This window comes from Neoroseomonas marina (assembly GCF_012927745.1).
Taxonomy (GTDB): domain Bacteria; phylum Pseudomonadota; class Alphaproteobacteria; order Acetobacterales; family Acetobacteraceae; genus Neoroseomonas; species Neoroseomonas marina.
In genome coordinates this window covers 32,145-50,889 of record NZ_JABBKX010000002.1, presented here as the reverse complement: position 1 = coordinate 50,889, position 18,745 = coordinate 32,145, and the positions used below count along the sequence as shown (strand labels likewise).

The 18,745-nt window shown below is 70.6% G+C and carries 13 protein-coding genes; 8 read left to right on the top strand and 5 right to left on the bottom strand.

Translation table 11 applies throughout. The annotated features are described in order from the left end of the window. The first annotated feature begins 33 nt into the window (after positions 1-33). The 8 genes from GWK16_RS05470 (at position 34) to GWK16_RS05435 (ending at position 13,115) form a co-directional block, all read left to right on the top strand. Positions 34-1,452: an amidase gene (locus GWK16_RS05470; RefSeq protein WP_170052957.1), complete on the top strand. Its 1,419-nt coding sequence runs from the start codon at positions 34-36 to the stop codon at positions 1,450-1,452. Between the two features lie 31 nt (positions 1,453-1,483). Next, complete coding sequence (locus GWK16_RS05465) at positions 1,484-3,061, top strand: ABC transporter substrate-binding protein (protein ID WP_170052956.1); 1,578 nt, start codon at positions 1,484-1,486, stop codon at positions 3,059-3,061. A gap of 94 nt (positions 3,062-3,155) precedes the next feature. Next, entirely contained in the window at positions 3,156-3,866 is a 711-nt protein-coding gene (locus GWK16_RS05460; protein ID WP_170052955.1) for a GntR family transcriptional regulator, read from the top strand. Beyond that, positions 3,863-6,475: a Fe/S-dependent 2-methylisocitrate dehydratase AcnD gene (acnD, locus tag GWK16_RS05455; protein WP_170052954.1), complete on the top strand. Its 2,613-nt coding sequence runs from the start codon at positions 3,863-3,865 to the stop codon at positions 6,473-6,475. The genes GWK16_RS05460 and acnD overlap by 4 nt, the downstream gene beginning before the upstream one ends. 30 nt (positions 6,476-6,505) lie before the next feature. Continuing rightward, entirely contained in the window at positions 6,506-7,687 is a 1,182-nt protein-coding gene (gene prpF, locus GWK16_RS05450; protein WP_170052953.1) for a 2-methylaconitate cis-trans isomerase PrpF, read from the top strand. 60 nt (positions 7,688-7,747) lie between these two features. Further along, positions 7,748-10,084: a penicillin acylase family protein gene (locus GWK16_RS05445; RefSeq protein WP_211187152.1), complete on the top strand. Its 2,337-nt coding sequence runs from the start codon at positions 7,748-7,750 to the stop codon at positions 10,082-10,084. 135 nt (positions 10,085-10,219) lie between these two features. Continuing rightward, on the top strand, positions 10,220-11,734 hold the full coding sequence (locus GWK16_RS05440) for an ATP-binding protein (protein ID WP_170052951.1): 1,515 nt from the start codon (positions 10,220-10,222) through the stop codon (positions 11,732-11,734). Between the two features lie 49 nt (positions 11,735-11,783). Further along, complete coding sequence (locus tag GWK16_RS05435) at positions 11,784-13,115, top strand: NAD(P)/FAD-dependent oxidoreductase (protein WP_170052950.1); 1,332 nt, start codon at positions 11,784-11,786, stop codon at positions 13,113-13,115. 6 nt (positions 13,116-13,121) lie between these two features. Here the strand turns inward: GWK16_RS05435 and GWK16_RS05430 are convergent, their stop codons facing one another. Genes GWK16_RS05430 through GWK16_RS05410 form a run of 5 tightly spaced genes read right to left on the bottom strand, consistent with a single transcriptional unit; the run spans position 13,122 to position 18,743 of the window. Then, positions 13,122-14,312, bottom strand: a complete 1,191-nt coding sequence (locus tag GWK16_RS05430) for a CaiB/BaiF CoA transferase family protein (RefSeq protein WP_170052949.1) — start codon at positions 14,310-14,312, stop codon at positions 13,122-13,124. A gap of 7 nt (positions 14,313-14,319) precedes the next feature. Next, on the bottom strand, positions 14,320-15,285 hold the full coding sequence (locus GWK16_RS05425) for a tripartite tricarboxylate transporter substrate-binding protein (protein ID WP_170052948.1): 966 nt from the start codon (positions 15,283-15,285) through the stop codon (positions 14,320-14,322). A gap of 54 nt (positions 15,286-15,339) precedes the next feature. After that, complete coding sequence (locus GWK16_RS05420; protein ID WP_170052947.1) at positions 15,340-16,323, bottom strand: Bug family tripartite tricarboxylate transporter substrate binding protein; 984 nt, start codon at positions 16,321-16,323, stop codon at positions 15,340-15,342. A 39-nt stretch (positions 16,324-16,362) separates the two neighbouring features. Then, a complete protein-coding gene (locus tag GWK16_RS05415) occupies positions 16,363-17,883 on the bottom strand; it encodes an acyl-CoA synthetase (RefSeq protein WP_170052946.1) in 1,521 nt (506 codons plus the stop codon). Further along, a complete protein-coding gene (locus tag GWK16_RS05410; RefSeq protein ID WP_170052945.1) occupies positions 17,880-18,743 on the bottom strand; it encodes a MaoC/PaaZ C-terminal domain-containing protein in 864 nt (287 codons plus the stop codon). The genes GWK16_RS05415 and GWK16_RS05410 overlap by 4 nt, the downstream gene beginning before the upstream one ends. Positions 18,744-18,745: the final 2 nt, after the last annotated feature.

The following is an 18,745-nucleotide window of genomic DNA, read 5'->3' as shown; positions in this document are numbered from 1 at the left end:
CCGAGTATCGCGATCCGCAGCAAGGACCGGATCATGGACCTGGATGAGATTGGCTATCTCGGCGTGCGACAGCTCGGGGCGTTGTACCGGACGCGCAAGCTGTCGCCGGTGGAGGTGGCCAAGGCGGTGCTCGCGCGCATCGAGCGCATCGACACCCGCGTGAATGCCATGATGCGGCTGACGCCGGACCATGCGCTGGATGCGGCGCGCCGTTCGGAGCAGGTCTTCCTGCAGTGCGATGCGCCGCGACTGCTCGAAGGCGTTCCGGTGACGATCAAGGACCTGCAGCATACCAAGGGCGTGCAGACCGATTTCGGCACGGCCATCCTGCAGGGCACCATTCCCGATGTGGATGCACCCTGCGTCAGCCGCTTGCTCGCGGCCGGCGGCATGATGATGGGCAAGACGACCTCGGCCGGCGAATGGGGCTGGAAGGGCGTCAGCCATGCGGAGATCTCGGGGATCACGCACAATCCCTGGGGTCGCGGACTCAATGCCGGGGCCTCGTCGTCCGGCGCGGGCGTCGCCGCGGCGTGCGGCTATGGGCCGCTGCACCAGGGCGGCGATGGGGCGGGGTCGATCCGGATGCCGGCGCATTTCTCCGGCGTCTATGGGCTGAAGCCCACGCATGGCCGCGTGCCGAACTGGCCGATGTCGAACAACGACCTCGCCACCCATATCGGGCCGCTGACACGCACGGTCGAGGATGCGGCGCTGATGCTGCAGGCGATGGCTGGCCCGCATCCCTGGGACTACACCTCGCTCGAGACGCCGCCGCGGGATTACGCAGGCGCGCTGACAGCCACGAGCATGAAGGGCAGGCGCATCGCCTATACGCGCGACCTCGGGCATGCGCGCGTCGACCCGGAGGTCGCCGAGGTCGTCGAACGGGCGGTCAAGGTCTTCGCAGACATGGGCGCCGAGATCGAGGAGGTGACGCCCGCCTGGGGGCCGCTCGGCCCCGAGCTGGTGCGCTTCTTCTGGCCCGCCACCTTCAGCGGCCGCATCGTCAGCCTGCCCGAATTCGAAAACCGCATGGATCCGGGCTTCGTCGCGATGATCAAGCATGCGGCCGGCTTCACCGCGCCGCAGTTCATGCAGATGCGCCTGCGCCGCTTCGACTACATCCAGAAGATCCACGAATTCATGGAGGGCTATGACTTCCTGCTCTCGCCGGCCGTGAGCGTGGCCGCCTTCCCCGCCGACCGTCTGCAGCCGGAGCACTGGCCGCAGCACGCATGGGACTGGCTGATGTGGGCGGAGTTCTCCTACCCCTTCAACTGGTCCGGCAGCCCCGCGGCGAGCGTGCCCTGCGGCTTCACGCCCGCGGGCCTGCCGGTCGGCCTGCAGATCGTCGGGCGGCGCTTCGACGACCTCGGCGTGCTGCAGGCCTCCGCCGCCTTCGAGGAAGCCCGCCCCTGGGCGCAGCACCGGCCGCCCCTCGCGCAATAGACCCGTCAGCCCTCAGCGGAGAGTGAGTGCCATGAAGCGTCGCGACTTCCTTGCCACTGCCGCGGCCGGTGCCGCCGCGCTCTCCGCCCCGGCGGGCGCGCAGCAGCGCACCACGGTCCGCTTCGTGCCGCAGGCGGATCTTGCGCTGCTCGACCCGGTCTTCACGACGGGCCTGGTCACGCGCAACCATGGCTTCCTGGTCTTCGACCAGCTCTACGGCCTCGACGAGAGCTTCATGCCGCAGCCGCAGATGGTCGAAGGCCATGTCATCGAGAATGACGGCAAGACCTGGAAGCTGACTCTGCGCGAGGGGCTGCGCTTCCACGACGGCACGCCGGTGCTGGCACGCGACGCGGTGGCCAGCATCAACCGATGGATGCAGACCGACGCCTTCGGGCAGACGCTGCGCGCGGCGACCGAGGAGCTGAGCGCGCCGTCGGACAAGGTGATCCAGTTCCGGCTGAAGAAGCCCTTCCCGCTGCTGCCGGCCGCGCTCGCCAAGCCGTCCGCCTTCTGTCCGGTGATGCCGGAACGCCTCGCCTCCACGCCGGCCAACGTCCAGGTCACCGAGATGGTGGGCAGCGGGCCGTTCCGCTACATCGCGGGCGAGCGCGTCGCCGGCGCGCGCAACGTCTATGAGAAGTTCACCGGCTACGTTCCGCGATCCTCCGGCACGCCCAGCTTCGCGGCCGGGCCCAAGATCGCCTACATCGACCGCGTCGAATGGGTGACGCTGCCGGACGCCGCGACGGCGGCCGCCGCGCTGCAATCGGGCGAGGTCGACTGGTGGGAGCAGCCGCAGCCCGACCTGCTGCCGCTGCTTCGCCGCAACCGCAGCATCCTGGTCGAGGCGAAGGAACGCGGCGGCCTGATGGGCATGATCCGCTTCAACCACCTGGTGCCGCCCTTCGACAATCCGGCGATCCGCCGCGCCTTCCTCGCCGGGGTGAACCAGACCGAATACATGCAGGCGGTGATGGGGGAGGAGCGGTCGCTGTGGAACGACCGCTGCGGCTTCTTCCTGCCGGGCAGCCCGCTCGCGACCGAGGCGGGGCTCGAGGTGATGACCGGCCCGCGCAGCTTCGACAAGGTGAAGCGGGACCTCGAGGCCGCGGGCTACAAGGGGGAACGCGTCGTCTTCGTCGTGCCGACCGACCTGCCGTCGCTGAACGCGATGAGCCAGCTCGCCGCCGACATGTTCCGCAAGGTCGGCATCAACCTCGACTACCAGGCGCTCGACTGGGGCACGGTGCTGCCGCGGCTGAACAACCGCGAGGGCCTGGACCGCGGTGGCTGGAGCGTCTGGTGCAACTACATCCCCGGCATCATCGCGACCTCGCCGGCGACGCAATCCTATGTGCGCGGCCTGGGCCGCAACGGGCCCTACGGCTGGCCGACCTCCACGCGCATCGAGGCGCTGCGCGACGAATTCATGGATGCCGACACGCTGGAAGCGCAGCAGCGCATCACCCGCGACATCCAGGTCCAGGCCTGGGAGGACGTGCCCTACATCCCGACCGGCGCCTGGATGCAGCCCTTCGCCTTCCGGCGGAACATCACGGGGATGCTCAACGGCTTCCCGCTGTTCCACAACATCCGGAAGGGGTGAGCCGGCGGGCCCTGAGGGCGCATTGTTGACAATCCGGCCCTGAAGGGCTCATCTGCGCCCGGGTTTCGGGTCGATCCCGCCGGATTGTCGACACATGAACAAGGCGCTGACACTGCCGATCGAGGCCGCGGCCGAGGGGGAGACGCTCTCGGACCACGCCTTTCGCCAGCTCCAGTCGGCCATCGTCCGGGGCGACATCGCCCCGGGCAGCAAGATCTCCGAGCCCGAGCTCGCGCGCGCCTACGGCATCAGCCGCGGGCCGCTGCGGGAGGCGTTGCACCGCCTCGAAGGGCAGAAGCTGCTGGTCCGGGTGCCCCATGCGGGCGCGCGCGTCGTCTCGCTGAGCCTGCAGGAACTGAGCGAGCTGTACGAGATCCGCGAGGCGCTGGAAGGCAGCGCCTGCCGCCTGGCGGCCGAACGCATGCGCCCTGGGCAGATCCAGGATCTGCGCGACGTGCTGCAGGCGCATGAGCGGGACGAGGCCTTCCAGGCCGGCCGCGGCTACTACCAGCAGGAAGGCGACTACGACTTCCACTACCGCATCGTGCAGGGCAGCGGGAACGGGATGCTGATCCGCCTGCTGTGCGACGAGCTCTACCAGCTCGCGCGCATGTATCGCATCCAGTACTCGACATCGCCGAACCGGCCGCGCCAGGCCTTCGCCGAGCACCACCGCATCCTGGACGCCATCGCCGAGCGCGACGGCGAACTGGCCGAGATGCTGATGCGCCGGCACATCCGCGCATCCCGCCTCAACATCGAACGACAGATCGCCGGGGCCAGCCCGGCGGGGAGCGAGCCATGAACACGCAATTCCGCAAGCCCCTGCCCGGCACGGGCCTCGACTGGTTCGACGCGCGCGCCGCCGTCGAGGCGATCGCGCCCGGCGCCTATGATGGGCTGCCCTATACCTCCCGCGTGCTGGCGGAGAACCTGGTGCGGCGCTGCGAGCCGGGGCTGCTGACCGATGCGTTGAAGCAGCTGATCGAGCGCAAGCGCGACGTCGACTTCCCCTGGTATCCCGCGCGCGTGGTCTGCCACGACATCCTCGGCCAGACGGCGCTGGTGGACCTGGCGGGCCTGCGCGATGCGATCGCGGAGAAGGGCGGCGACCCGTCCAAGGTGAACCCGGTCGTGCCGGTGCAGTTGATCGTCGACCACTCGCTGGCCGTCGAGCACGCGGGCTTCGAGAAGGACGCCTTCGCGAAGAACCGCGCCATCGAGGATCGCCGCAACGAGGACCGCTTCCACTTCATCGAGTGGACGCGCCACGCCTTCGAGAACATGGAGATCGTCCCGCCCGGCAACGGCATCATGCACCAGATCAACCTGGAGCGGATGTCGCCGGTCATCTACACGCAGGACGGCGTCGCCTTCCCCGATACGCTGGTCGGCACCGACAGCCATACGCCGCATGTCGATGCGCTCGGCGTCATCGCCATCGGCGTCGGCGGGCTGGAGGCCGAGAACGTCATGCTCGGCCGGGCGTCCTGGATGCGGCTGCCGGACATCGTGGGCGTGGAGCTGACCGGCAAGGCAGGCCCGGGCATCACGGCGACGGACATCGTGCTGACGCTGACCGAGTTCCTGCGCAAGGAGAAGGTCGTCGGCGCCTACCTGGAATTCCATGGACCGGGCGCGTCGAGCCTGACGCTCGGCGATCGCGCGACCATTTCCAACATGGCGCCGGAATACGGTGCGACGGCGGCGATGTTCTCGATCGACCAGCAGACCATCGACTACCTGCGCCTGACCGGGCGCGAGGACGCGCAGGTGAAGCTGGTGGAGACCTACGCCAAGGCCGCCGGGTTGTGGTCGGACACGTTGGCCAAGGCGCAGTACGAGCGCGTGCTGCGCTTCGATCTCTCGACCGTCGTGCGCACGCTGGCCGGGCCGTCCAATCCGCATCGCCGCCTGCCGGTCTCGGACCTCGCGGCGCGCGGAATCGCGGCGCCGGTGACGCAGGAAGGCAGCCTGATGCCGGATGGCGCGGTGATCATCGCGGCCATCACCTCCTGCACCAACACGTCCAACCCGCGCAACGTGATCGCCGCCGGGCTGCTGGCGCGCAACGCCCGTCGCGCGGGGCTGGCACGCAAGCCCTGGGTGAAGTCCTCGCTCGCGCCGGGGTCCAAGGCGGTGGCGCTGTACCTCGATGAGGCCGGGCTGACCGAGGACCTGGAAGCGCTGGGCTTCGGCGTCGTCGCCTTCGCCTGCACCACCTGCAACGGCATGTCGGGCGCGCTGGATCCGAAGATCCAGCAGGAGATCATCGACCGCGATCTCTATGCGACCGCCGTGCTGTCGGGGAACCGCAACTTCGACGGGCGCATCCATCCCTACGCGAAGCAGGCCTTCCTCGCCTCTCCGCCACTGGTCGTGGCTTATGCCATCGCGGGGACCATCCGCTTCGACATCGAGCGCGACGTGCTCGGCGTCGATGCAGCCGGCAAGGAGATCCGGCTGAAGGACATCTGGCCGAGCGATGCGGAGATCGATGCCGTCGTCGCCGCGGCCGTGAAGCCGGAGATGTTCCGCAAGGTCTACGCCCCGATGTTCGGCAACAAGGGTGCGCGGCGGAAGGTCAGCCCGCTCTATGACTGGCGGCCGCAGAGCACCTACATCCGCCGCCCGCCCTATTGGGAAGGCGCGCTGGCAGGGGAACGCACGCTGCGCGGCATGCGCCCGCTCGCGGTGCTCGGCGACAACATCACCACCGACCATCTCTCGCCGTCCAACGCCATCCTGCTGGACAGCGCGGCGGGCGAATACCTGGCGCGGATGGGCCTGCCGGAGGAGGACTTCAATTCCTACGCCACCCATCGCGGCGACCACCTGACGGCGCAGCGCGCGACCTTCGCCAACCCGACGCTGATGAACGAGATGGTGCGCAAGGAGGATGGTAGCGTGCGCAAGGGATCCCTCGCGCGCGTCGAGCCGGACGGCAAGGTCATGCGCATGTGGGAAGCGATCGAGACCTACATGGAACGCCGCCAGCCGCTGATCATCGTGGCGGGGGCCGATTACGGCCAGGGCTCCTCGCGCGACTGGGCGGCGAAAGGCGTGCGGCTCGCGGGCGTGGAAGCCATCGTGGCCGAGGGCTTCGAGCGCATCCATCGCACCAACCTCATCGGCATGGGGGTGCTGCCGCTGGAGTTCAAGCCGGGCACCACCCGCCTGACGCTCGGCCTCGACGGCACCGAGACCTATGACGTGACGGGCGCGCGCACGCCGCGCGCGGAGCTCACGCTGGTGATCCATCGCCGTGACGGCACGACGACGCAGGTGCCGGTCACCTGCCGGCTCGACACCGCCGAGGAGGTTTCGATCTACGAGGCCGGCGGCGTTCTGCAGCGCTTCGCGCAGGACTTCCTGGAAGCCGAGGCTGCGCCGCAGGGCCGCCAGGCGAGCTGACCCCGAACGCCGAGATCGCAGGAAACGACCATGGGCTTCACACCGCAGATCAAGATCCCTGCCACCTACATGCGCGGCGGCACCAGCAAGGGCGTGTTCTTCGTGCTCGAGGACCTGCCCGAGGTGGCGCGCGTTCCCGGTCCCGCACGCGACCGTCTGCTGCTGCGCGTGATCGGCAGCCCCGATCCCTATGGCAAGCAGACCGACGGCATGGGGGCGGCGACGTCGAGCACGAGCAAGACCGTCATCCTCAGCCGCAGCACGCGGCCGGACCATGACGTCGACTACCTGTTCGGCCAGGTGTCGATCGACAAGCCCTTCGTCGACTGGTCGGGCAATTGCGGGAATCTCTCGGCCGCGGTCGGGCCCTTCGCGATCCGCAACGGCCTGGTCGATCCCGCGCGCATCCCGCGCGACGGCACCGCGATCGTGCGCATCTGGCAGGCGAATATCGGCAAGACCATCGTCTCCCACGTGCCGATGACCAATGGCGAGGTGCAGGAGACCGGCGACTTCGAGCTCGACGGCGTGACCTTCCCCGCCGCCGAGGTCCAGCTGGAGTTCATGGACCCGGCCGACGACAGCGACGGCGGGTCGATGTTCCCCACCGGCAACCTGGTGGACACGCTGGAGGTGCCGGGCGTCGGGACCTTCCAGGCGACCATGATCAGTTCCGGCATCCCGACGATCTTCCTCAACGCGGATGCGCTCGGCTTCACCGGCACGGAACTGCAGGACGACATCAACGGCGACGCGGCGCTGCTCGCGAAGCTCGAGACGATCCGCGCGCATGGCGCGGTGCGCATGGGCCTGATCAAGTCGGTCGAGGAGGCCGCCGCGCGCCAGCACACGCCGAAGGTCGCCTGGGTCGCTCCGCCGAAGGACTACGTCGCCTCCAGCGGCAAGAAGATCGGCGCGGGCGATGTCGACCTGCTGGTGCGGGCGATGTCGATGGGCAAGCTGCACCACGCGATGATGGGTACGGCGTCGGTTGCCATCGCGACAGCGGGCTGCGTGCCGGGCACGCTGGTGAACCTCGCGGCCGGCGGCGGCGAGCGCGAGGCAGTGCGCTTCGGTCATCCTTCCGGAACGTTGCGCGTGGGGTCCAAGGCGCAGCGGGTCAACGGCCAATGGACCGTGACCAAGGCGATCATGAGCCGCAGCGCGCGGGTGCTGATGGAAGGCCGCGTGCACGTGCCCTTCGCGGGGTGATTGACGCCGCGCCGCCGCCCCTGCACGACTGGGCATCGCCGTGCAGGGGATATGCGTGACATGACCGGATCCGTCGCTGACCTGGGGAATGGGCAGCGGCCCGCGGCGAACGAGACGCTGACGCTGCCCGGCCTGGGCGCGGAAGCCGAGATCCTGGTGGATCGCTGGGGCATCCCGCACATCTATGCCGCGTCCCAGCGCGACGCCTTCTTCGTGCAGGGCTTCAACGCCGCGCGCGACCGGCTGTGGCAGATCGATGTGTGGCGCAAGCGTGGGCTCGGGCTGATGGCGGGCGATCTCGGCCCGGCCTATGTCGAGCGCGACCGCGCCGCGCGGCTGCTGCTGTATCGCGGCGACATGGCGGCCGAATGGGCCTGCTATGGCGCCGAGGCGGAGGCGCGCACCGCGGCCTTCGTCGCCGGCATCAACGCCTATGTCGACCTGGTGGAGCGCGAGCCTTCGCGCCTGCCGCTGGAGTTCCGCCTGCTCGGCACGCGCCCGGCGCGCTGGGCAGCCGAGGACGTGGTGCGCTGCCGCGCCCATGCCCGGGTCCGCAACCTCGATTCCGAGGTGACGCGCGCGAACATCGTCGCGCGCTTCGGCATCGAGGCCGACCGCCTGCACAAGGGGCTGCAGCCGGAATGGCGGCTGCAGCTTCCCGACGGCTTCGAGGCGCATGTCATTCCGCCCGAGGTGCTGCGCACCTATCTGCTCGGCTGCGAACCGCACCCGATGGACGGCGCCGATCCGGCGCAGGCGCTGGCGGAGGCCGGGGAGTGGGGCAGCAACAACTGGGCGTTGGCGCCGTCGCGCACCACGACCGGCCGCGCCATCCTCGCGAGCGACCCGCATCGCGTCCATGACCAGCCCTCGCTGCGCTATGTCGCGCATCTCTCGGCACCGGGGCTCGACGTGATCGGGGCGGGGGAACCGGCGATCCCGGGCGTCAGCCTCGGGCACAATGACCGCCTCGCCTTCTCGCTGACCATCCATCCGTCGGACCAGGAAGACCTCTACGTCTATGAGCTGAACGAGGCAGATCCCGACCTCTATCGCTACGGCGAGGGCTGGGAGCGGATGCGCGTGGTCACCGAGCACATCCCGGTACGCGACGGCGACGCGGTGGCGACGGAGCTGCGCTTCACGCGCCACGGCCCGGTGCTGCATGTCGATCGCACGGCGCGCCGCGCCTATGCGCTGCGCAGCGTGTGGTGGGAACCCGGCACGGCGGCCTACATGGCGAGCCTCGCCTACCTCACAGCGCGCGACGTCGCGGAGTATCGCGACGCCCTGGAAGGCTGGGGCGCGCCCTCGACGAACCATGTCGTCGCCGATGTCGACGGGCATATCGCCTGGCAGGCGGCGGCGAAGATTCCCGCGCGCCCGAACTGGGACGGGCTGCTGCCCGTGCCGGGCGACGGGCGCTACGAATGGTCCGGGACGATCCAGGCCTCGACGCTGCCGGGCACCGACGATCCGGCCGCCGGCTGGGTCGGGTCCGCCAATCAGATGAACCTGCCGCCCGATTTCGATTATCGCCGGCACAAGACCGGCTTCGAATGGACCGACGTCGCCCGCTATGCGCGCCTGTCGGAGTCGCTCGCGGGCGAGAAGCGCTGGTCGGTCGAGGAGACGCTGGCGCTGCAGACGGACGTGCTGAGCGTGCCGGCGCGGCGGCTCTGCGCGTTGCTCGCCGCGGTGCGGGGGGAGGCGGCGGCGGAGGCGCGGGCCTTCCTCGCCGGCTGGGACCATCGCCTCACGGCCGGCAGCGGTCCGGCGGCGCTGTTCGAGATCTGGTTCACCAATCACCTCATGCCCGGCATCCCGAAGCGGCTGGGGCCCGCGGGCCTCGCCCCGCTGGTGAGCGTGCCGGACACGCAGTTCTATCTGGAACTGCTCGAGGCCGCGACGGATCCGGGCTTCGGCGCCGATCCCAAGGCGGCGCGCGATGCGTTGCTGCTCGACACCCTCGATGCGGCCTGGGCCGAGGCGCGGCAGCGCATGGGCGAGGACACCGCAAGCTGGAGCTGGGGCCGCATCCATCAGGGCTATTTCAGCCATCCGCTGTCGCGCCTGGCGCCGCCGGACCTCGCGGCGCGGCTCGATGTCGGGCCGGCGCCGAAGGGCGGGTCGAACCTGACGATCAACAACAACGGATATCGCGGCAGCGACTTCCGGGTCATGTCGGGCGTGTCCTGGCGGATGGTGCTCGACGTCGGCAACTGGGATGCGAGCTGGACGATCAACGCCCCCGGCCAGTCCGGTGATCCCGCGAGCCCGCATTACCGCGACCTCTTCCCGCTCTGGGCGGAGGATCGTTACGTGCCGATGCTCTACAGCCGCGCGGCGGTGGAAGCGGCGACCGAGTCGCGCATCAGGCTGCTGCCCGGGGGCTGAGGCCACCTTGACCGGCGCGGAGGCTCGTTGGCGACTCGGCCGGCTTTATCCGCCGTTCAAACGACGATAGGACCATCCATCGCCGCCCGCCGCGCGGCGGCGAGGGTCGGGACGAATGGCGCGCCGGGTGGGTGAATGACGATCAGTGTCGACATGGGACTCGGCACCGCCGGGGAGGCGGTGGTCGTCGACCTGGAGGAACTGCTCTCCACGCGCCTTCTGGTGCAGGGCAATTCCGGGTCGGGCAAGTCGCATCTGCTTCGCCGTCTGCTGGAACAGAGCGCGCCCTGGGTCCAGCAGGTCGTGGTCGATCCGGAAGGCGACTTCGTTACCCTCGCCGAGCGTTTCGGCCATCTCGTCGTCGACGTCGCCGAGCATACCGAGGCCTCCCTGCAGCGTTCCGCCGAGGTGGTGCGCCAGCATCGCGTCTCGGTCGTGCTCAACCTCGAGCATGTGGAGGTGGAGGAGCAGCTGCGTTCGGCGGCTGCCTTCCTGTCCGGGCTTTTCAACGCGGAACGTGACGCCTGGACACCCGCGATGGTGGTGGTGGACGAGGCGCAACTGTTCGCGCCGGCCGCCGGCGGCGACGTGTCGGACGAGGCGCGGCGGCTCTCGCTCGGTGCGATGACGAACCTGATGTGCCGCGGCCGCAAGCGGGGCCTCGCGGGCGTCATCGCGACGCAGCGCCTGGCGAAGCTCGCGAAGAACGTGGCGGCCGAGGCCTCGAACTTCATGATGGGGCGCACCTTCCTCGACATCGACATGGCGCGCGCGGCCGACCTGCTCGGCATGGAGCGGCGCCAGGCGGAGATGTTCCGCGACCTGCCGCGCGGGAACTTCATCGCGCTCGGGCCGGCGGTGTCGCGTCGGCCGCTGCCGGTCCGGATCGGGGACGTCGAGACCAGTTCGCGCAGCGGCGGCCCGCGCCTGGTGCCGCCGCCGGATGCGACCGCGCTGGAGGAAGCGCGCGACATGATCCTGCGGATGCCGGAGGCCGAGGCGGCGCTGCCGCCGCGCCCGCGCCGCCAGCCGCGGGCGCCCGCGCCGGACATCCTGCAGCAGCTCGCGCAGTTCCAGCCGCCGCAGGCGCGCGGCGCCAAGGCGCCGGAGGCGCCGCCCCCGACGCCCGAGGAAGCGGCGGAACGCGAGAAGGTGCTGACCGAGGTGCTGCGGCAGATCCTCGCCGATCCCGAGGCGCCGTTCCGCCCCTCGGCGGTGCTCTACCAGGATTTCCAGGTGCGCTGCCGGATCCAGGAGATCGGCGGGCCGCCGCCGGACCTGCCGGCCTTCCGCCGGATGCTGGCCATCGCGCGCGCCGGGGTCGACATGCGTGCGATGGACGGCACCGACTGGCCGCGGGCGGTCGAGCGCGCCGAGGCGCTGCCCGAGGACGCGCAGGGTGTGTACCTGCTGCTCGCGCGCACGGCGCTGGCCGGCGAGCCCTGCCCGCCGGACGGCGCCATCGCGCTCGCCTATGGCAGCCGCTCGGCCGGGCGGGCGCGGCGGCTGCTGACCTGGCTCGAGGAGCAATCCTGCATCGTCTGTCGCGCGGACCGTGGCGGACGGCGTGTGGTGGCCATCGTGGGCCTCGGCTGGGAGACCGCGCCGGGCGATCCGAACGCGCCGTCCGACGGCATCCGCGCCGCCTGACCGAAAGACAGGATGCAGGGCCGCCCGGCTGTGGCAGGCTGGCGGCGGCATGAGCACCGCATCCGATCCCTTCGCCCCCGGCTTCGTCGAACGCCCCTATTGGTGGGAGGAGGCGCCGCCCGCGCCGGCCGAGGCGCCGCTGCCGGACGAGGTGGAAGTCCTGGTCGTCGGCGGCGGCATCGCGGGGCTGGCGACGGCACTGGAGCTCGGGCGCAACGGCGTGAAGGCGCTGGTGATCGACCGCGAGGCGATCGGCTGGGGCGCGTCCTCGCGCAATGGCGGGGCGCTGAGCGGCGCGGGCAGCCTGGGCAAGGTCCGATCCGACCTGGTCGAGACCTTCGGCGCGACCTTCGTCGCGGAGCTCGCGGCCGAGGGCGAGCAGGCCTTCGAGGATTTCGAGGCGCTGGTCGCGCGCGAGGGCCTCGACTGCCAATACGTGCGCTGCGGCCGCTTCGTCGGCGCGCACGCCCCCAAGGCGATGGAGGCGCTGCAGCGCCGCGCCGAGATGATCAACGCGACCGGCAGCGAGGAAGCCTTCCTGCTGCCGCGCGAGCGCGTGCACGAGGAGATCGCGACCGATCGTTACCATGGCGGGATGCTGCTGCTCCGCGCGGCCTCGATACATCCCGGGAAGTATGTGCGGTCGCTCGCGCAGGCCGCGGCGCGGGCGGGTGCGACGCTGATCGGCGGCGTGGAGTACCGCGGCGCCACACGGCAGGCGGATGGCGCCTTCGCGGTCGAGACCAATCGCGGCAGGCTGCGCGCGCGGCACCTGATGATGGCGACGAACGGCTATACCGGGTCCGCCGCGCCCTGGCATCTCCGCCGCCTGATCCCGGTCGCGAGCTACATGATCGCCAGCGAGCCGATCGGTGAGGAGCGTGTCCGCGCCGCGCTGCCGAAGCTGCGCGTCTATGGCGACACCAAGAAGATCCTCTACTACTTCCGGCCCTCGCCGGATTACACGCGCATCCTGTTCGGTGGCCGCGCCAGCTTCGTCGACAACGACGCGCGCCGCGCCTCCGTGCGGCTGCACCGCTTCATGGTGGACCTCATCCCGGACCTCGCCGGCGTGCGCATCACCCATGGCTGGTTCGGCAACGTCGCCTTCGCCTTCGACATGATGCCGCATGTCGGCGTGCATGACGGCATCCACTACGCGATGGGCTGCAACGGCAGCGGCGTGGTCGCGATGACGCATTTCGGGCGCGTCGCGGCGCAGCAGATCATGGGGGGCGGGAACAGCGTGTCCGCCTTCACCCGCCTGACCTTCCCGACGCGGCCCTTCTACACCGGCAATCCGTGGTTCATGCCGCTGGTGGGCACCGCCTACCAGCTGCGCGACCGCCTGGATGGCTGGCGGGTGAAAGATGTCGGCTGATCGCGTTCAGCCTGCCTTCCCGAAAGCGCCGCCGGCGCGCAGCGCGGCAAGCGCGGACGCGTCGTAGCCGAGCATCTGCGCGACCTCCTCGGTATCCGCGCCCAGCACTGGCGCCGGACGATCCGGCTGCGCGGCGAGGCCGGGATAGGACACCGGCTGCCGCGCCGACCGGGCCAGGCCGCTGCCGTTGGGTGCGAAGAAATCCACGTCCTGGAGATGCGGATCGGTCAGCAGGTCCTCGAGCCGGTTGACGCGCGCATGCGGGATGTCGAGGTCCTGCAGCGCCTGGAGCCAGTCGGCGGTGCTGCGGCGGGTCATCTCCTCGGCCAGCACGGTGTAGAGCTCGGCGATATGGGCGCTGCGCTCGCCGGGATCGGCGAACCACGGCGCCTCGAGCACGTCGCGCCGGCCGGTGAAGTCCAGCAGGCGGCGCCATTGCTGCTCGGTGTACGGAAGGGCCGCGATCCAGCCATCCTGCGTGCGGTAGGGCCGGCGGTCGGCGGCGAACATGCGATGGTAGCCGGCGACCTCGGGCGGGCCGCCGAAGGCGGCGGCGGCCAGGTGTTCGTTCAGCACGAAGGCGGCGACGGATTCGAACATCGCGGCCTCGACCTCGATCGGACCCGCCATGCCGCGGCCGCGCGCGGCGATCGCGGCCATCACGCCATAGGTCGCGGTCAGCGCCGCGACCTTGTCCGCCATCACGCCGGGCACATAGGCGGGGTCCTGCCCGCGATAGGAGGGCAGCGCGGCGATGCCGCCGGCCGCCTGGATCACGTCGTCGAAGGCCGGGCGCCCGGCATAGCGCCCGCCGCTGCCGAAGCCGACCGCGGCGCAGTAGATGATCTGCGGGTTGATCGCCGCGACCTTGTCGAAGCCGAAGCCCAGCCTTTCGATCGCGGCGGGGCGCATGTTGTGGACGAAGACCTCGGCCCAGCGCAGCAGACGGGTGAAGACCTCGCATCCCGCGGGGGTCTTGAGGTCGAGCACGACGCTGCGCTTGTTGCGGTTGTTGCAGACGAACATCGCGCTGTCGCCCTGCGGGCCGCGGGGCTGGATGCCGCGCGCGAGGTCGCCTTCCGGCCCTTCCACCTTGATGACCTCGGCGCCGAGGTCGCCGAGCACCTGCCCGATCAAGGGGCCGTAGATGACGCTGGTGAGATCGAGGACGCGCAGGCCCGGCAGAAGCGGAATCATGTGTGCATCACTCGGGGCGGATGCCGGCCTCGGCGACGACGTGACGCCAGAGCGGCAATTCGCGACGCAGGCGTTCGGAGAGGTCCGCGGGCCCGGTCAGCAGCAGGCGTCCGCCGGTCGCGGCCATGCGTTCGCCGAGCGGCGAACCGCTGCGCAGCGGCGCGAATTCGGCGACGAGGCGCGCCGTCGCCTCCTCGGGGAAGTTGCGCGGGGCGAAGAGCGCGAACCAGATGGTGATGCCGGTGCCCGGCACGACCTCGGCGATCGAAGGCACGTTCGGCACCACGGGCACGCGGTCCGGCGAGGTCACGCCGAGCAGCACGCCGCGGCCTTCCTGCACATGCGGCAGCAGCGTCGCGAGGTCGCCGCTCATGACATCCACGTCGCCGGCGAGGAACCCGCTGATGAGCTGCCCGCCGCCGCGATAGGGCACGTGCTGCCAGTTGATGCCCGCCCGCGCGCCGAACAGTGCCGCCGCCATGTGCGTCGTGGTGCCGTTGCCCGAGGAACCGTAGGTGATCCGCCCCGGCGCGGCCTTCGCCGCGGCGACCAGGGCCGGCAGGTCGCGGAAGGCGGCGTTGGGGCGCACCATGAAGCCCATGCTCGCTTCCGAGACGAGGGAGATGGGCAGGAGGTCGTTCACCGGGTCGTAGCCGATGTCGGGCTGCACGGCCGGCTGGATGGCGACGGCGCCGGTCACCATGGCCAGGGTGTGCTGGTCCGTCGTGGCGATGACCTGCTTGGTGCCGACCGCACCGCCGGCGCCAGGGCGCGTCTCGACGATGAAGGGCTGGCCGAGCCGTGCGGAGAGATGTTCGGCGAGGAAGCGTCCGGGGATCTCGACCGGGCCGCCGGGCGCGTAGGGGATGATGATGCGCACCGGGCGGTTCGGCCAGGTGCGCGGCTGCGCCAGCCCAGCGGTGGGAAGGGCCAGTGTGGCGGCGGCGAGCGCGTGGCGTCGCGTGATGTTCACGATGAGTCCTCCCCGGAAACCGCGCGCAGGCTACGTCCGTCCGCCGCGATCCGTCTATTCCGGGGTGATGCCCGCGCGGCGCACCAGCTCCGCATTCTCCGCGAGATCCTTCGCGACCTGGTCCCGCATGGCCCGCGCGCCGGTCGGCGATGCGGTGATGCCGAGCGGTTCGAGTCGCGTGAGCAGCGCCTCGTCCGAGAAGGTCTGCGCGAGGGCCGTTTCGAGCTGCGTCGCGATGCCGTCCGGCAGGCCCGCGGGCGCGGCGATGCCGGTCCAGTTCGGCACGACGTAATCGGGGAATCCCTGCTCCGCGACGGTCGGCAGGCTGGGCAGGGGGCGGAAGCGCTGCGCCGTCGCGATGCCGAGCGCGCGCACGCGCCCCGCCTCCATGTGCGGCCGCGCCGGGGCGAGGGTGCTGAGCATGAAGTCGACCCGGCCGCTCGAGACGTCGACCAGCGCGGCGGCGGTGCCGTTGTAGGGGACGTGGATCATCTCCACCCCCGCACGGCGGGCGAGGTCGAAGGTGCCGAGATGCGCCGAGGAGCCGACGCCCCAGGTGGCGTAGGAGATCTCGTTCGGCCGGCGCTTCGCGGCGGCGAGCAACTGCTCGAGGCTCTCCCAGCGCGGATGCGCGACGAACAGGTAGACGGCGATGCCGGTCATGCCAAGCCAGGTGAAGTCCTTCGCGGAATCATACCCGGCGCTGCGCAGCACGAAGGGCGTGATGGTGAAGGTGGCGTTCCCCGCGAAGACCAGGGTGTAGCCGTCCGGCCGCGCGCGGGCGGCCTGGCGGGTGCCGAGCGTCGTGCTCGCGCCCGGCTTGTGATCCATGACGAAGGTGCCGCCGAGCCGTTCCTGCAGCCCCTGGTTGACGGCATTGCCGAAGACATCGGGGATGCCGCCGGCGGCGTAGGGAATGATCAGGCTGACCGGCCGCGTGCCGGGAAACGCGGATTGCGCACGGCCGAGGCGCGGGGCGGCCAGCGGCGCGAGGCCTGCGGCAAGCAGGGCGCGGCGTGGGGTGGCGATGCGGTTCATCCTGGACCTCCCTGGTCGCGCGCTCCCGGCGCGATGTCGTCAGATCGCGCGGCCGGCGCCCTGCCAGTAGGGCTCGCGCAGCTTGCGCTTGAGCAGCTTGCCGGAATCGTCGCGCGGCAGTTCCTCGTGGAAGTCGATGACGCGCGGCACCTTGAAGTTGGCGAGCTTCGCCTTCAGCGCCTCGCGGATCGCGGCTTCCGTCGTGCCCGGCGCGACGCGCACGGCGGCGCAGAGGCTCTCGCCATATTCGGCGTCCGGGATGCCGAAGACGGCGCAGTCGAGCACGCCGGGGATGCCGATCATCACGGCCTCGATCTCGGCGGGGTAGATGTTCACGCCGCCGGAAATGACCATGTCGCGCTTGCGGTCGCAGAGGAACAGGTAGCCATCCGCGTCGAAGTAGCCGACATCGCCCACGGTGATCAGCCCGCCGAGTTCCACCGCGCGCCGTTCGCCATCGCGCTTGTTGTAGGTGAAGTCCGGCATGTAGGCGACGCTGGCGAAGATCTCGCCGGGCACGCCGACGGGGCATTCCTCGCCATTCGCGTCGAGGATCTTCACGATCGCGCCTTCGGTCAGCGTGCCGACGGTGCCGGGCTTGGCGAGCCATTGCTCCGGCGTGCAGGCGGTCGGCGCGCCGAGGTCGGTCGCGCCGTAGAACTCGTGGATGACCGGGCCCCACCAGGCGAGCATCGCCTGCTTCACCTCCGGCGGGCAGGGGGCGGCCGCATGGGTGACGTGGCGCAGCGAGGAGAGGTCGTAGCGGCGCTTCACCTCCTCCGGCAGGCGGAGCAGGCGCACCATCATCGTCGGGACGAGGAAGACGGTGGTGATGCGGTGGCGCTCGATCAGCGCGAGCGTCTCCTCCGGGTCGAAGCGCGGCATCAGCACCAGCACTTCGGCCAGCGGCACGGCACGCAGGCCGAAGCCGTTGGGGGCGGAGTGGTACATGGGCCCCGGCACCAGCGCGCGGATGCCGGGAACCAGGCCGTAGATCTGCGCGCGGTTGCGCGCGGTGGCGGCGGCCTGTTCCGGCGTCGGCGGCTGGCGGCGCACGCCCTTCGGGCGGCCGGTGGTGCCGGAGGTATAGATCATGCTCTCCCGCGCCGGCTGGGGGGGACGGTCCCATTCGGCATGGCGGGCGATGAAGGCATCCCAGTTCTCGCCGGCCGTGGCGTCCTGCGCGGGCGGGATGCCGTAGGCGGCGGCGGCCTCGGGCGGCGTCGGGACGACGAGGATCGTCAGCCCTTCCGGTGCTTCCGACAGCAGGTGCGCGAGGTCGGCGTGCACGACGACGATTCGTGCCTCGCAGTCGCGCAGGAGGTAGGCGACCTCATCCGGCTTCCAATGCCAGTTGATCGGCACCGCATAGCCGCCGAGCGTCGTCGCGGCGAGGCTGGCTTCGAGGAACGAGAAGTCGTTGCGCAGCAGCAGCGCCACGCAATCCCCGGGTGCCACGCCGAGCGCCGCGAACCCCGTCGCCGCGCGACGTACACGGGCCATCAGCGCGTCGCGGGTGACCTGGCGGTCACCACTGACGATGACCGCCGGCGCCGTCACGGCAGGTATTCCGCCCGACCATTGTTGAGCGCGATGACGTCCCGCGCCGGGACGCGCACGCGGAAGGCGGCGACACCGGGGCCTTGCTTCCAGACCTCGGTGCGCAGCGTCTCCCCGGGATAGACCGGCGAGGTGAAGCGCAGGTCGAAGCGGCGCAACCGCGATGCGTCGCCGTCGCAGACCAGGTTCATCACCGCCCAGCCGGCAACGCCGTAGGAGCACAGCCCATGCAGGATCGGCTGCGCGAAGCCGCCCTTCGCGGCCGCCTTCGGATCGGCATGGACCGGGTTGTAGTCGCCGTTCAGGCGATAGAGCAGCGCGGCGTGCCGGCCGACCGTCCAGTCGAAGACCGCGTCCGGCGTGCCCTCGGGCACCGGATGCGGCTGGCGGATCGGGCCGGCCGGCCCGCCGAAGCCGCCATCGCCACGCAGGAAGGAGGTGCTGGTCAGGCTGCAGAGCAGGTCGCCATTCGCGGCATCACGCAGCTCGCGCGTCGTGTACATCAGCGCGCCCTTGCCGGCGCCCTTGTCGATGATCTCGTCGATGCGGAACCTGCTGACGACGCGGCCCTGCGGCGGCAGTGGCTTGTGGATGGTCAGGCCCTGCTCGCCATGCAGCACCTTGGGCCAGTCCACGCCGGTGTCAGGTTCCTTCACCCAGAAGCCGGGCGTGGCGAGCACCACGCCCATGGTCGGCAGGGCGACGAGGTCTTCCTCATAGACATGGCGCAGCTGCTTCGGATCCATCGGGTCCTGCCCGAGGCCGAGGCCGAGCGCGTAGAGCATCGTGTCCTTGACGCCGTAGGCCTGCTCGATGTCCGCGAACCCGCGGTTCTTCAGCGTGTCGTAGTCGATCGCCATGC